Consider the following 14776-nt stretch of genomic DNA (forward strand, 5'->3'; position numbering starts at 1 on the left):
CAGGAGCAAAAAGGGAGACAACCGATGCAACGTTGTGGCTGGGTTAGCCAGGATCCACTCTACATCGCCTATCACGATACAGAGTGGGGCGTGCCGGAAACTGACGGAAAGAATTTGTTTGAGATGATCTGCCTTGAGGGCCAGCAGGCCGGGTTATCCTGGATCACCGTGCTTAAAAAACGGGAAAACTACCGCCGCGCCTTCCACCAGTTCGATCCGGTCCTTGTCGCCGGGATGACCACCGCCGACGTCGACAGGTTAGTACTGGATGCGGGGATCATTCGCCATCGCGGCAAAATCGAAGCCATTATTGGCAACGCCCGGGCCTATTTAGCGATGGAGGAGAATGGCGAGCAGTTCTGCGATTTCGTCTGGTCCTTTGTCGATAACACCCCACAGGTGACCCAGGCGGCGACACTCGCCGGGATCCCCACTTCTACGCCCGCGTCAGATGCCCTGTCGAAGGCGCTGAAAAAGCGTGGCTTCAAGTTCGTCGGCACCACCATCTGTTACTCCTTTATGCAGGCCTGCGGGCTGGTTAACGATCACGTCACGTCCTGCCACTGCCATCCAGGAGGTCAAGATGATCCGCAAATGGCTCAATGACGATGTCGAACCACTGCTGGCTCTCTGGCTGGAGAGCACCACCGTGGCCCATCCATTTATTGATGCGCAGTACTGGCAGGAGAGCGAGCCGGTGGTACGGGAGGTCTACCTGCCATCAGCAGAGACCTGGGTATGGGAAGAGAAAGGCCAGCTTTGCGGCTTTATCAGTGTGATGCAGTCAGCCTATGTCGGCGCGCTGTTTGTCGACCCGGCTTATGCCGGACAGGGGATCGGGCACGCGCTGATCCACCATGTGCAGCAGCGCTACCCGTCGTTAAGCCTGGAGGTTTACCAGAAGAACAGCCGGGCGGTGAATTTCTACCATGCTCAGGGCTTTCGTATTGAAGACAGCGCCTGGCAGGAAGATACCCAACACCCGACCTGGCTTATGAGCTGGCAGGCGGATCAAACGCCGTCAGCGTAAGCGTCGGCCCTTGATATTTTTCCAGCCACGCCAGCGCGGTATTCCCCGCACAGCCATTCCCCAGCTTCGAGCTGGGGAGATCTTTGGTCAGCACGTTGACCGCCCCGTTCTTACAAATTCCGCCATTCTCAGCATCCAGATCCGGCCATGCCCCCTGATGAATACAGATCACTCCCGGCTTGATGCCGTCGCTCACCACCGCTCCGGCCAGCACCTGGCCGCGATGGTTCCAGACGCGCACCACGTCGCCATCGGCAATGCCGCGCGCTTTCGCATCATCCGGATGTAATGTCACCGGCTCGCGCCCGGCCACCGCATACTGATCGCGCAGAGAGGAGTAGTTCAGCTGGCTGTGCAGACGGTGCGCCGGATGAGCAGAGAGCACCTGCAGCTGATCCGGCTCGGCATTACCCTGCCACTCGTCCGGCTCCAGCCACATCGGGTGCGGTGGACAGTCGGCATAGTTGAAGCTGGCGATGCGCTCAGAATGAATGACAATTTTACCGCTCTCGGTTTTCAACGGATGATTCTCGGGATCGCGACGGAAATCGGCGAAACGCACAAACTTCGCGTTCTCGTCGGACGCTGGCATTTCGACAATGGCGTTGGCCTCCCAGAACTCGTCAAAGGGCGCTAACGTCACCCCCTGTGCCGCGCCACGCTGCCCGGCGATCTGATAGAAGGTCTCCAGCCACTCCAGATCGGTTTTGCCTTCGGTAAAGCGCTCGCCCCCGCCCTGCTCCCAGCGCTCGCTCAGCTCGGCAAACACCTCCAGATCATCACGCGCTTCATCGCGCGGCGGCACGACCCGCTTCATCGGCACCATATGCTGGTTGCTGTAATCGCCGGTCATGGTCATGTCATTACGTTCAAACGAGGTGGTCGCCGGCAGTACAATATCGGCATGCTTCGCCGCCGCGGTCCAGAAGCACTCAGAGATCACCACCAGCTCCGGCTTTTGCCAGGCGCGGATCAGGCGATTAGTGTCCTGGTGATGGGTAAAGTTGGCTCCGCCCGCCCACCAGACGAAGCGAATATCCGGGAAGTGGCGATCCAGACCGTTGTGCTGATAGAAGCCACCCGGGTTTTCCAGCGCCTCGACAATACGGGCGACCGGGATTTTATCCACCGCATCCGTACCGCCTTTGACCGACCCCTGCATGGAAGCCAGCACCGCCGCGCGCCGGGTCGGGTTACCGCCGTTGGCAAAGTGGTATGAAAGACCAAAGCCGCCGCCCGGGGTACCGATCTGGCCGAGCATCGCCGCGAGGGTGACCAGCATCCAGTGCTTCTGCTCGCCAAACTGCTGGCGCTGCATACCCCAGCCGGACATCAGCATGGTGGTGTTGTTATGGAATAATGCCGCCAGTTCGCGGATCTTCTCCGCCGGAACCCCGCAAATCTCAGCAGCCCACTCGGCGGTTTTGGCGATGCCGTCCGTCGCGCCCAGAAGGTAGTCGGCAAATGTCTCGTAGCCGCTGGTGCAACGCGCAAGGAAGGCTTCATCCTGCCAGCCATTCTCCACCAGCGTATGGGCAATACCCAGCATCATCGCCACATCGGTGCCCATATGCGGGGCGATCCACTCGGCACTCTCGCCAAAGAAATCCATGGTTTCGGAGCGCATCGGATCGATACAGATCAGGCGTTTGCCACTTTTACGCAACGCATCAAAATAGGGGATGCCCTGCTCGTCGCTGGCGTTCCAGGCAATTTTCAGGGTATTGAGCGGGTTAGCGCTCCACAGCACCACCACCTCGCTGTGCTCCAGTACCAGCGGCCAGCTGGTCTGCTGCTGGTACACCTCGTTGCCACCCACCACATAGGGCATGATGGCCTGCGCCGCCCCGGTAGAGTAATCCCCCAGATGGCCGGTGTAGCCGCCCGCCAGGCTCATATAGCGCTGAAGCAGGGTCGCCGCCTTGTGCAGCACGCCGTTTGAGCGCCAGCCGTACGAACCGGCAAATATCGACGACGGGCCATAACTCTCGCGTATACGTTTATGCTGCGCATCGATGAGATCCAGCGCCTGATCCCAGCTGACGCGCACAAATTCATCCTGCCCACGCACCCCCTGTGGATTTTCGGGTGACGCCAGAAAGCCCTTACGCACCATCGGCCAGCGCACACGAGTTTTACTGTGCACCTGGTCGCGCACCGCGGTTTGCAAGGAGTTGGGGTGCTGCGTCGGCAACGCGCCACGGGATGACAACACCTTGTCGCCGTCGGTTTCGACCAGCATGGGCCCCCAGTGGGCTGCCGTCAGAATGGTTTTTGTAGAAGTGGTCACAGCGTGTGCTCCTGGATTGCCGGTTGCAGGTTTTTTCAGCCTTCATTGAGGCTGTTTATGGTTTGACACAAATTTAAGAGTTATCCCCGGAATTTTCTCCGTAACTGCACGTCATAATCAACCGCCACGCCCGTCGTGGCAAAGAATAAAAAAGCTTAAGGAAAGAAGATGAAAAAAAGCGCACTTATGATTGCCGCCGTAGTCAGCGGCGCACTGGTTGTTTCAGGCTGCACCACCAACCCTTACACCGGCGAACGCGAAGCGGGTAAATCAGGCATTGGCGCGGGTATCGGCTCCCTGGTTGGGGCAGGCGTAGGCGTCCTCTCCTCCTCGAAAAAAGATCGCGGCAAAGGTGCCCTGATTGGTGCCGCAGCAGGCGCAGCGCTGGGCGGCGGTGCAGGTTATTACATGGACGTGCAGGAAGCGAAGCTGCGCGACAAAATGAAAGGGACCGGCGTAAGCGTCACCCGCAGTGGCGATAACATCATTCTGAACATGCCGAACAACGTGACCTTCGACAGCAATAGCGCGACGCTGAAACCCGAGGGTGCCAACACCCTGACCGGCGTGGCGATGGTGCTGAAAGAGTATGAAAAAACCGCGGTGAACGTGCTGGGTTATACCGACAGCACCGGCAGCCAGGATCTGAACATGCGTCTCTCCCAGCAGCGTGCCGACGCGGTAGCCAGCGCGCTGATCACTCAGAGCGTCGCGGCAAATCGCATTCGCACCAGCGGCATGGGTCCGGCCAATCCGATCGCCAGCAACAGCACGGCAGAAGGCAAAGCGCAGAACCGTCGCGTTGAGATCACCTTAAGCCCGGTGCAGTAAGTAAAAGCAAAACGGCAACCTGGTTGCCGTTTTTAATGTTTGCACCCTCTCCTCGTGGGAGAGGGACGGAGTGAGGGCATCAGGCCGTAGCGATTTCCCCTCACCCTAACCCTCTCCCCAAAGGGGAGAGGGGACAGACCGTGCGCGGTGTGGTTTTCTCATTCTCCCCAAAGGAGGAGGGAGCAGACCGTGCTCGGGATGGTTTTCTCCCTCTCCCTGTGGGAGAGGGCCGGGGTGAGGGCATCAGGCCGCAGAGATGTCCCCTCACCCTAACCCTCTCCCCAAAGGGGAGAGGGGACAGACCGTGCGCGGTGTGGTTTTCTCATTCTCCCCAAAGGAGGAGGGAGCAGACCGTGCTCGGGATGGTTTTCTCCCTCTCCCTGTGGGAGAGGGCCGGGGTGAGGGCATCAGGCCGCAGAGATGTCCCCTCACCCTAACCCTCTCCTCAAAGGGGAGAGGGGACAGACCGTGCGCGGTGTGGTTTTCTCATTCTCCTCAAAGGAGGAGGGAGCAGACTGCGCTCGGGATGGTTTTCTCTCTCTCCCTATGGGAGAGAGCCGGGGTGAGGCCATCAGGCCGCACACTCCCCAGGCCCGGTAAGCGTAGCGCCACCGGGCATTTTCGCGTTAAGGTATGCTCACCCTAAGCAAGGACATCAGCGATGAGCAAATCAACACGGCCCACCATCAGCGACGTGGCGAAAGCCGCAAAAACCGGTAAAACCAGCATTTCCCGTTATCTCAACGGCGAAAAACACCTGCTGTCCGACGCGCTGCTGGCCCGTATTGAACAGGCTATCGCCGAACTCGATTACCGCCCCAGCCTGATGGCCCGGGGCCTGAAGCATGGCCGCACGCGCCTGATCGGCCTGATCATTGCCGATATCACCAATCCCTACTCCGTAAATGTCCTCAGCGGCATCGAAGCCGCCTGCCGGGAAAAAGGCTTTACCCCGCTGGTGTGTAACACCAACAACGAAGTCGACCAGGAGCTGCACTATCTCGATCTGCTGCGCAGTTATCAGGTGGAAGGCATTGTGGTTAACGCCGTCGGGATGCGCGAAGAGGGACTGAACCGCCTGCAACAGTCTGCCCTGCCGATGGTGCTGATTGACCGTAAAATTCCCGATTTTGCCTGCGATGTGGTGGGACTGGATAACACCCAGGCCGCCACCACCGCCACCGAACACCTTATTGAACAAGGGTTTGAAGCGATCCTGTTCCTGAGCGAACCCCTGGGGATGGTCAACACCCGCCGCGAACGCCTGACCGCCTTTCGCACCACCCTTGCCCGCTATACTGGCGTGGTGGCTGAAAACGTCGAAATTCCCCTTCACGAGTCTGAGCAGCTGGACAACGCCCTGCGCCAGTTTCATACCCGCCATCGCGGGATGCGTAAAGCCGTCATTTCCGCTAACGGCGCGTTAACGCTACAGGTCGCCCGGTCGCTGAAGCGCATTGGTCTGCACTGGGGGAGCGACATCGGCCTGCTGGGCTTTGACGAGCTGGAGTGGGCCGAACTGGCGGGCGTGGGCATTACCACTCTCAAGCAGCCCACCTGGCAGATTGGTTTCGCCGCTGTCGAGCAGGTGGTCCGCCGGATCAATGGCGCCGATGATGCGGTGCGCGAGCAGGTCTTCTCCGGCGAGCTGATCGTCCGCGGTTCCACGGCCCGATAACCCCCTTCGTGATGGCGATCATAAATCCAGCATCCTGAACTTTTCTTTGGAACCGGTTCCATCTAGCGTAAAGAGTATCAGCTACGTGATGGAGTCCACCAATGGGCAGAAAAATTATTGTTGTCACCGCCGCGTATGGCGCTGACAAAGTCCGTGAAGCCGGGGGGCAACGCGCCATCCTGCACGTGATCGCCGGTGCGGGTGCCGACGGGGTCGAGATCCGCCGGGAGTTATTTAACGAAGCCGAACTGGCGTCGTTATCCACTCTGGCTGGCTCCATTGAACTGCTCGGCCTGCTGGCCTGCTACTCCGCACCCGATGCCCTGTTTACCCCGGATGGCATCCTCAACCCCATGCTGCCCCGCTATCTTGAAGAAGCCGCGACGCTCAATGCCCTGTGGCTGAAAGTCTCCCTCGGTCATTTCAGCGATAGGCAGCAGCTCGATGCGCTGCGCGCCCTGCTGGATGAAACCGGCATGACGCTGGTGGTGGAAAATGACCAGACGAACTATGGCCAGCTGGCCCCTATGCAGCGTTTCAAAGCTGCCTGCCGGGTGATGAATCTCCCGGTGACCCTGACCTTTGATATGGGCAACTGGTTGTGGGTGGGAGAATCACCGGAAGAGGCGGCGAAGCATCTGGCACCTGCGGTCAGCTATATTCATGTAAAAGCCGCCGTTCCCCATCAGCAACAGTATCGCGCCGTGCCGCCGGATCATGACAGCACCCGCTGGCAGGCGCTGCTGGATCAGCTACCTGCCGACGCCCCACGCGGAATTGAGTTTCCGCTGGAAGGCCCAGACCTGACGGCTGTCACCCGTCATTACGTCAATTTACTGCGCGAGGAGTAACGCCATGCCGCATGCTCTGGATGTCATCACCATCGGCGAAGCCATGGCCATGTTTGTCGCCACGAAAACCGGCGAACTTAGCGCCGTCGATCAGTTTATGAAGCGCGTTGCCGGTGCAGAACTCAACGTCGCCACCGGCCTGGCGCGTCTCGGCCTGAAGGTGGGCTGGGTGAGCCGCGTCGGCAATGACAGCTTCGGCCAGTTTGTGCTCGACACTCTGAAAAAAGAGGGGATCGAGACCGCAGGCGTGACCCTGGATGGCCGTTATCCAACGGGCTTTCAGCTTAAATCGAAGGTTACCGATGGAACCGATCCCATCGTGGAGTATTTCCGTAAAGGCTCGGCAGCAAGCCACCTGTCGGTAGAGGATTTCAACCCGGTCTGGTTTACCGCAGCAAGGCATCTTCATTTGAGCGGCGTGGCGGCGGCGTTGTCCCCCAGCTCTTACGCCCTGCTCGATCACGCTGCCGGCGCAATGAAAGCGGCGGGCAAGACGATCTCTTTCGATCCGAACCTGCGCCCGGTGCTGTGGAAAAGCGAAGCGGAGATGGTGGAGAAGCTGAATCACCTCGCCTTCCAGGCCGACTGGGTATTACCCGGCGTGAAAGAGGGCCAGATCCTGACCGGGGAAAAGACGCCGGAAGGGATCGCTGATTTTTATCTGAACCGGGGCGTGAAAGCCGTGATCCTGAAAACCGGGGCCGACGGCGCCTGGTTTAAAACCGCCGACGGCGAGCAAGGTGCCGTAGCAGCGGTGAAGGTCGAGAACGTTGTCGATACCGTCGGCGCTGGAGACGGTTTTGCCGTGGGCGTGGTCAGTGCTCTGCTGGAAGGTAAAACGCTTCATCAGGCCATCACCCGCGGCAATATCATCGGCTCGCTGGCGATTCAGGTTCAGGGCGACAGCGAAGGATTACCGACGCGAGAACAACTGGAAGCATAAGTCCCCTCGCTCTGGCTCTCTCCCCACAGGGGAGAGGAAATAAACAAACAGACCACCCTGTACCCTACAGACAGCGGCGGTTACCCCCTCAATCACAGAGGCAAGCCTATGAACAGTGCAACAAATGCAGTAAAACGCTGGTGGTACATCATGCCTGTCGTGTTCATCACGTACAGCCTGGCGTATCTCGACCGCGCCAACTTCAGCTTCGCATCCGCCGCAGGCATCACCGAAGATCTGGGGATCACCAAAGGCGTCTCCTCGCTGCTGGGTGCCCTCTTCTTCCTCGGCTACTTCTTCTTCCAGATCCCCGGCGCGATTTATGCTGAACGCCGCAGCGTGCGCAAACTGATCTTTATCTGCCTGATCCTCTGGGGTGCCTGTGCTTCCCTCACCGGGGTGGTGAATAATATCCCGGCGCTGGCGGCCATTCGCTTTATCCTCGGCGTGGTGGAAGCGGCGGTAATGCCCGCGATGCTGATCTACATTAGCAACTGGTTTACCAAATCCGAACGCTCGCGCGCCAATACCTTCCTTATTCTCGGTAATCCGGTGACGGTGCTGTGGATGTCGGTAGTCTCCGGGTATCTGATCCAGTCTTTCGGCTGGCGCGAAATGTTCATTATTGAAGGCGTTCCGGCGGTGATCTGGGCCTTCTGCTGGTGGGTACTGGTAAAAGACAAACCCGCGCAGGCCAAATGGCTGTCGGAAGATGAAAAAGCGGCGCTGCAGGCGCAGCTGGATAAAGAGCAGCAGGGGCTGAAAGCGGTACGTAATTACGGCGAAGCTTTCCGTTCACGCAACGTGATCCTGCTGTGCATGCAGTACTTCACCTGGAGCATCGGGGTTTACGGTTTTGTCCTGTGGCTGCCGTCCATCATCCGTAGCGCGGGCGATAACCTCGGTATGGTCGAGGTGGGCTGGCTCTCTTCCGTACCGTATCTGGCGGCGACCATCGCCATGATCGTGGTCTCCTGGGCATCGGATAAGCTGCAAAACCGTAAGCTGTTCGTCTGGCCGCTGCTGTTAATTGCTGCCTGCGCCTTTATCGGCTCGTGGGCGGTAGGGGCAAACCACTTCTGGGTTTCCTATACGCTGCTGGTGATTGCCGGTGCCGCCATGTACGCCCCTTATGGTCCGTTCTTTGCCATTATCCCGGAGATGCTACCGCGTAACGTAGCAGGCGGCGCGATGGCGCTCATCAACAGCATGGGTGCGCTGGGTTCCTTCTTCGGTTCGTGGTTTGTGGGGTATCTGAACGGTGCAACCGGCAGTCCGTCGGCCTCGTACATCTTTATGGGGGTGGCGCTTTTTGCCTCGGTATGGCTTACTTTGATTGTTAAGCCTGCTAATAATCAAAACATTCCCGTCGGCGCACGCCACGCCTGAACCCTTTAAATATCAACGGAGATTAGCATGAAGCCGTCCGTCATTTTGTATAAAGCCCTGCCTGATGCGTTACAGCAGCGCCTTGAAAATCATTTCACCGTCACCCGGGTCAACAACCTCAGCCCGGAGACGGTACAGCAGCATGCTGACGCCTTCGCGGGTGCCGTCGGGCTGCTCGGCTCCAGCGAAAAAGTGGATGCCGCGCTGCTGGAAAAAATGCCGAAGCTTCGTGCGACCTCCACCATTTCGGTGGGCTATGACAACTTCGACGTCGATGCGCTGAATGCCCGTAACGTCCTGCTGATGCACACGCCAACCGTACTGACCGAAACCGTGGCCGATACGCTGATGGCGCTGGTGCTCAGCAGCGCGCGTCGGGTGGTGGAAGTGGCCGAACGCGTTAAAGCCGGGGAATGGACCAAAAGCATCGGCCCGGACTGGTTTGGCACCGACGTGCACGGCAAAACGCTGGGTATTGTCGGGATGGGCCGTATCGGTCTGGCGCTGGCGCAGCGCGCCCACTTCGGTTTCAACATGCCAATCCTCTACAACGCACGCCGCCAGCATAAAGAAGCAGAGGAGCGTTTCAACGCACGCTACTGTGAGCTGGATACCCTGTTGCAGGAAGCGGACTTTGTCTGCCTGATCCTGCCGCTGACCGATGAGACGCATCATCTGATGGGTAAAGCGCAGTTTGAGAAGATGAAGAAATCCGCCATCTTTATCAATGCGGGACGCGGGCCAGTGGTGGATGAGCAGGCGCTGATTGCGGCGCTGAAAAACGGTGAGATCCACGCGGCGGGGCTGGATGTGTTTGAGCAGGAACCGCTACCGGCCAGCTCAGAATTGCTGAAGCTGCCCAACGTCGTGGCGCTGCCGCACATTGGCTCTGCAACGCATGAGACGCGCTACAACATGGCGGCCTGTGCAGTGGATAACCTGATCGACGCCCTGCAGGGCAAGGTCGATAAAAACTGCGTTAATCCGCAGGCCAAACCCTGAACGAAAAAAACCCGCCAGAGGCGGGTTTTTAAATTCTTTTAGCTGAGTTGGAAGCTTACAGGCTTACAACGTTACCAGCTGCTGGGCCTTTAGCGCCGCTTTCGATGGTGAAGGAAACTTTCTGACCTTCGTCCAGAGATTTGTAGCCATCGTTCTGGATAGCAGAGAAGTGTACGAACACGTCTTTTGAGCCATCGTCAGGAGTGATGAAGCCGAAACCTTTATCAGCGTTGAACCATTTTACCAGACCAGTCATTTTACCAGACATAGAGATTACCTTTTAAAAATTTGTTTTGCCTTCCGGCGCGATGATGGAATGTGTTACAGATTTTTAAGCGATGAAGGAAGGGTCACTACGAAGGGTATCTAAGATAACGCATCTGGACTGCTTAACTAAACTGCTTTAGGTCTGTGTAACAAACCGACGAGGACTATTAAACATAGTTACGAGATCAAAGACAAGCTTTATTTTCTACCATTATAAAAAACCCGCTTTGCAGCGGGGTTTTTAATCTGCCAACCTGCGCTTCGCTTGCATGGGCCTACGGATTTGCAGGCCGGGTAAGCACGGCGTTACCCGGCAAAGACGAGCACAACGTCTGGCGTTATTCCGTTGCGGCCATCGCTGCGCCCCAGGCCTGGCTAAACGCCTGGTGCTGCGCTGCCAGCGGCCCAATCAGCGTATTGTACTGGCTGGCCTGCTGCGAAGTCGGGAACTGAATGCCGTTAGAGACAAAGCTCACCTGGGTGCCCTGCTGCGAAATATAATCCGCCACTTGTACCAGTTGCTGAGTGAAGATCTGCGCGGCCGGAATGAGCGGCTGCAGCGCATCGGCAGGTTTGGTCACCACTTTTTCATACACTTTGTCGAACACAGGTTTGAGGTCTTCGCCCTGTTTCAACGCAGAACGCGCGCCATCGGCCTGCATCTTAGCGTTCTGTAGCTGCTGGCCCAGCACACCCAGTGCGCCATTTGCCTGGCTCAGCGGCTCACGCTGGGTTACATAGTCCTGGGGGACGCGAATCGCATTTACGCTGTCTACCACCGGACGCAGACCAGCGTCCATCGCCTGATTCACTTGCTGTGAATAACCATACAAAATGGCATAGTCAGAAACGAAGGGACCAAACTGCTTTTTCTGATCCGCAGTCAGCGTTGGCAAACGCTCACCACTGCGCATCGCTGTATTTTGCAGGAAATCGATAAACGCTTTGCGCTGATCGCCTTCCTTATCGAAACACCCACTCAGGCTAACTACCATTAATAACGCCGCAAGCGGCGCAAACCAGCGAGAGCAGAGCTTTCCTGTCGCCATTGTTATTACTCCTTTCACCCAAAAAAGCGCACACCGGCACACGCGTGCCCAACGCTGCCAAGAATAGTCCAGGTCAGGCCTGCAAGATACTCTTTTCATGTAAAACGGCTATTGCCATATAAATTCTTACGATTTACAAAAATATACCTGATGCTAAGGCGCTACTGAATAATCAAGTCATTAGCATAAGCATGCGGCCTCAAATTCCGCGAGCGAAACGTATCTCGCAAAATTAATCACGCACGTTACGATCTCCTCTCAGTTTTAGCGACTATTCTTAAATTGCTCTCTAGGCTTTGTACGAAAAGTATTGCCGCATGCAACGTAGGCTGCAGGCCAAGGTGACCATGGCTGCAAAGCTCTTGGCCAGCTTGTCATAGCGAGTGCCGATCCTGCGATTTTCTTTCAGCCAGCCAAACATCCGCTCAATGATGTTCCGTTGCCGGTATTTGGGCCGGTCAAACAGTCGGGGCAAGCCAGGTCGAGGTTTGCGCGGCATAGCGCGCAATGGGATTACCGGCTGCATTCGGTAACGGTCGCAGTACTGGCGCAGGTGCTCGGCATCGTATCCCTTGTCAGCCAGCAACCACCGGCTACGTTTACGCGGTCGTCCTGGCTTGCCAGCAATTCTTACAGCATCCAGCAGCGGCTGAGCGTGGGAGACATCACTGGCTTGTCCTGGTGAAAGCCTGAAATGCAATGGCACGCCATTGGCATCGCACACCATGTGAATCTTGGTGGTCAGACCGCCTCGACTGCGCCCCAAGGCATGGTCTAACGGTTCTTCAGGCCCCCCTTTTTCCCGGCGCCTGAAGAGGCTCGGGTTGCTCGTACTGCGGTGGAGTCGATCATCCAGGTGTCCAAGTCGATCAGTCCTTCCCGGTTCAGCCGAATATGCAGACGCTCCAGTACTCGCTCGAATGTGCCGTCGTCGCGCCAGTCACGAAAACGCTGATACACCGTTGACCAAGGCCCAAAGCGTTCAGGCAGGTCGCGCCAGGGAGCGCCCGAGCACAGGATCCACAGAATTCCGTGGAGAACCTGACGATCATTGTTGCGAGGACGGCCCATTTTCTGTTCTGGAGAAACCAAATCCTTGATCAGCTCCCATGACGCATCAGAAAGTTCGTAACGCCTTGCCATACGGGCCTCCAACCGGTCATGGCGGCAATTTTAGCCACAACGACTTTTCGTACAAAACCTAATGTTCACGATCCCGCAGTGTGATTTATGAGGAGTCCTCAATGGAATTAAAAGATCCTATGTTCGATCTGCTAAGCAGTCTGGAACAGATTGTTTTTAAAGATAAACCGCAAACGGTAACCCGTTCGCAAAAGTCTAATCCCTTTACGGAATTTGAGCGCTTACGCAAAGGGACAGGGATGAAAACCGATGATTTCGCCCGAGCAATGGGTGTCAGCGTAGCAATGGTTCAGGAGTGGGAATCTAAAAGAGTGAAGCCCTCCATGACCGAGCTGAAGCTGATGAGTCTGATTCAGGCTAACCCGGCACTCCGCAAGCAGTTGACTGAGTAGTCTTGTTTCCGCCCCCGCATTTGCGGGGGCTTATATTTCTGTCACCGTCGTTCAGCCCGCCACTCCCCGCCACGCCATACCAGTTCATGCGTCAGATTAAGCCCATCCAGAAAATGCTCATCATGCGACACCACCAGCAGTGCACCTGCAAAGCCTGCCAGCGCCGCCTCGATGCCCTGCGTTGAGGCCAGATCCAGGTGATTGGTTGGTTCATCGAGCAGCAACAGCTGCGTCGCCTCTTCCCGCCACAGAACGCAGGCCAGCGCCGCTTTTAACCGCTCGCCGCCGCTCAGCTCTGCCAGCGGCAGCATGACTTTATCAGCACCCAGCTGTAGCTGTGCCAGACGACTGCGCAGCGCGCCCTCCTCCAGCGGCGTGTTATGCAGATTGAGATGGCTGATAACGGACTGCGTCAGATCCAGTTGCGACAAATGCTGGTCGAGATACGCCGTGTTGGCAGAGACACGACAGGAGCCAGCGGCAGGCAGGCACTCACCCAGAATCGCTTTCAGCAGCGTGGATTTCCCGCAACCGTTCGGCCCGCGCAGGGCTACCCGCATCGGCCCATCCATGCGCCAGTTAAGCGGCGGCATTGAGACATACGGCAGCACCAGCTCTTCTAACACCAGCACCTGTTTGCCCTCCGCAATCTGGCTGCCCGGCAGGGTAAACATCACCGGGTTATCCTCTTCGACCCGTTCCCGCGCCTGGTTGACCGCCGCGTTCAATGCATCCTGCTGCTCATGATGCTGTTTGCGCCACGTCCCCGGACGCTCCTTTGCTGCGCCTTTGTATTTCACCCGCTCAAACGAGGCGATATTAAGGTTATCCACCGTGCGCAGGGTTTTCGCTGAGCGGCGCAGGCTATCGTCATGCTCTTTCTGCATGCGGCTGCGGGTGCGTTTGCGCTCGGTTGTGGCGTGCTCCAGCGCCGCACGGGCGGCCTGCTGTTCCGCGTCCCGCTGACGCTGATAATCGGCATAATTTCCGCCGTAACTGTGCAAACCGGAAGCGCTGAGTTCCAGTATGCGCGGCACCCGCTCCAGCAACTCACGATCGTGCGAAGCCACCAGCACACCGCCGGAATACCGGGCCAGCTGGGCATAGAACCACTCCCGCCCCTGACGATCGAGGTGGTTGGTGGGTTCATCCAGTAGCAGATAATCCGCATTAGCCACAAACGCACCGCACAGCAGGGCGCGAACCCGCTCGCCGCCGCTCAGTTCGCAGGCCAGCCTGTCAGGGGCAAACGCCGGAAGCTGCGCCTCCCTGAACGCCTCACCCAGCCGTTCGGCGATATCCCAGAAACCGTCCAGGCGCTCCAGATCGTCAGGCTGGTAATCACCGCCGTCGATCCGCGCCCGGGCCGCGAAGATAGCTTCATAACCAAGCAGCTTTGCCAGTGTGGTCTGCGGGGAAATATCGTGCTGTTGCGCAACGTAACTGTGCGTGCCGAAACGTTCGATATGGCCGCTGGCTGGCTTGTCCAGATCGGCCAGCAACCGCAGGAGCCGGGTCTTACCGCTACCGTTGCGGCCAACCAACGCGCAAAGTGAAGACTCCAGCGAAAGATTCAGCGGACCAAAAAGGGTATCGCCCGTCGCAAACTGACAGGTGACCTGATGCAAAATAAAAGAAGGGGATTGCGCAAAATGAGCCATAAGCACTCCTGAATGAAATCAATAGATCCCCTGCCGACGCGGTGGCGTTTAGCAAGGCTCGAAATTCATCAGTCGTGGTTGTTCATTTTTGGGGGGCGCTCCAGAGGGAGAAAATTAACGGGATTAAGGATAGCGGTAATTTACTGAGCGTTTCAAGGTTAAATTTTCGACTATGCAGCATAAAAAAACCCGCCGAAGCGGGTTTTTAGCACTCACAGTGCCCGTGCAAGCAGAGCGCCGCCGGGCAAAG

At 57.6% G+C, this 14776-nt stretch carries 14 protein-coding genes; 9 read left to right on the forward strand and 5 right to left on the reverse strand.

Annotation, left to right across the window (positions count from 1 at the left end; all coding sequences use genetic code 11):
• The first annotated feature begins 24 nt into the window (after window positions 1-24).
• Window positions 25-606: a DNA-3-methyladenine glycosylase I gene (tag, locus tag C3F35_RS10790; RefSeq protein WP_103793565.1), complete on the forward strand. Its 582-nt coding sequence runs from the start codon at window positions 25-27 to the stop codon at window positions 604-606.
• The gene (locus C3F35_RS10795; protein WP_103793564.1) at window positions 584-1030 is read left to right on the forward strand and encodes an N-acetyltransferase; all 447 of its coding nucleotides are present in this window, start codon (window positions 584-586) and stop codon (window positions 1028-1030) included. The genes tag and C3F35_RS10795 overlap by 23 nt, the downstream gene beginning before the upstream one ends.
• Here the strand turns inward: C3F35_RS10795 and C3F35_RS10800 are convergent.
• Window positions 993-3272, reverse strand: a complete 2280-nt coding sequence (locus tag C3F35_RS10800) for a molybdopterin guanine dinucleotide-containing S/N-oxide reductase (RefSeq protein WP_233211683.1) — start codon at window positions 3270-3272, stop codon at window positions 993-995. The two genes, C3F35_RS10795 and C3F35_RS10800, sit on opposite strands and share 38 nt — an antisense overlap.
• A gap of 216 nt (window positions 3273-3488) precedes the next feature.
• Here C3F35_RS10800 and C3F35_RS10805 point away from each other — a divergent pair, with 216 nt between their 5' ends.
• From C3F35_RS10805 to ghrB, 6 genes are all read left to right on the forward strand, one after another.
• Entirely contained in the window at window positions 3489-4151 is a 663-nt protein-coding gene (locus C3F35_RS10805) for an OmpA family lipoprotein (RefSeq protein ID WP_032615849.1), read from the forward strand.
• A 661-nt stretch (window positions 4152-4812) separates the two neighbouring features.
• The gene (locus tag C3F35_RS10810; protein WP_059308976.1) at window positions 4813-5829 is read left to right on the forward strand and encodes a LacI family DNA-binding transcriptional regulator; all 1017 of its coding nucleotides are present in this window, start codon (window positions 4813-4815) and stop codon (window positions 5827-5829) included.
• A gap of 101 nt (window positions 5830-5930) precedes the next feature.
• Complete coding sequence (locus C3F35_RS10815) at window positions 5931-6680, forward strand: sugar phosphate isomerase/epimerase family protein (RefSeq protein WP_103793562.1); 750 nt, start codon at window positions 5931-5933, stop codon at window positions 6678-6680.
• A 4-nt stretch (window positions 6681-6684) separates the two neighbouring features.
• Window positions 6685-7623, forward strand: coding sequence for a sugar kinase (locus tag C3F35_RS10820; protein ID WP_059308978.1), 939 nt, complete (start codon window positions 6685-6687; stop codon window positions 7621-7623).
• A gap of 108 nt (window positions 7624-7731) precedes the next feature.
• Window positions 7732-9012 carry an MFS transporter gene (locus C3F35_RS10825; RefSeq protein ID WP_032615826.1) on the forward strand — a complete coding sequence of 427 codons (1281 nt, stop codon included), beginning with the start codon at window positions 7732-7734 and terminating at the stop codon, window positions 9010-9012.
• A gap of 27 nt (window positions 9013-9039) precedes the next feature.
• Window positions 9040-10014, forward strand: coding sequence for a glyoxylate/hydroxypyruvate reductase GhrB (ghrB, locus tag C3F35_RS10830; RefSeq protein ID WP_032615824.1), 975 nt, complete (start codon window positions 9040-9042; stop codon window positions 10012-10014).
• A 55-nt stretch (window positions 10015-10069) separates the two neighbouring features.
• Here the strand turns inward: ghrB and cspE are convergent, their stop codons facing one another.
• The 3 genes from cspE to C3F35_RS10845 all read right to left on the reverse strand — a co-directional run bounded on the left by cspE (window position 10070) and on the right by C3F35_RS10845 (window position 12473).
• On the reverse strand, window positions 10070-10282 hold the full coding sequence (gene cspE / locus C3F35_RS10835; protein ID WP_032615822.1) for a transcription antiterminator/RNA stability regulator CspE: 213 nt from the start codon (window positions 10280-10282) through the stop codon (window positions 10070-10072).
• A gap of 337 nt (window positions 10283-10619) precedes the next feature.
• Window positions 10620-11330, reverse strand: a complete 711-nt coding sequence (locus tag C3F35_RS10840; RefSeq protein ID WP_032615819.1) for a DUF3053 domain-containing protein — start codon at window positions 11328-11330, stop codon at window positions 10620-10622.
• Between the two features lie 289 nt (window positions 11331-11619).
• Window positions 11620-12473 (reverse strand): IS5 family transposase gene (locus C3F35_RS10845; protein ID WP_104456750.1). Its coding sequence is split into 2 segments (ribosomal slippage): window positions 11620-12117 and window positions 12120-12473, totalling 852 coding nucleotides; the frame shifts between segments, so codons are not numbered across the junction.
• 101 nt (window positions 12474-12574) lie between these two features.
• On the opposite strand from C3F35_RS10845, the gene C3F35_RS10850 reads away from it, so the two are divergent.
• On the forward strand, window positions 12575-12865 hold the full coding sequence (locus C3F35_RS10850; RefSeq protein WP_032615816.1) for an HTH-type transcriptional regulator: 291 nt from the start codon (window positions 12575-12577) through the stop codon (window positions 12863-12865).
• Between the two features lie 41 nt (window positions 12866-12906).
• Here the strand turns inward: C3F35_RS10850 and C3F35_RS10855 are convergent, their stop codons facing one another.
• Window positions 12907-14526, reverse strand: coding sequence for an ATP-binding cassette domain-containing protein (locus C3F35_RS10855; protein WP_103793344.1), 1620 nt, complete (start codon window positions 14524-14526; stop codon window positions 12907-12909).
• Between the last annotated feature and the right edge of the window lie 250 nt (window positions 14527-14776).

Origin of the sequence: Leclercia sp. LSNIH3 (assembly GCF_002935105.1) — a bacterium.
Taxonomy (GTDB): Bacteria; Pseudomonadota; Gammaproteobacteria; order Enterobacterales; family Enterobacteriaceae; genus Enterobacter; species Enterobacter adecarboxylatus.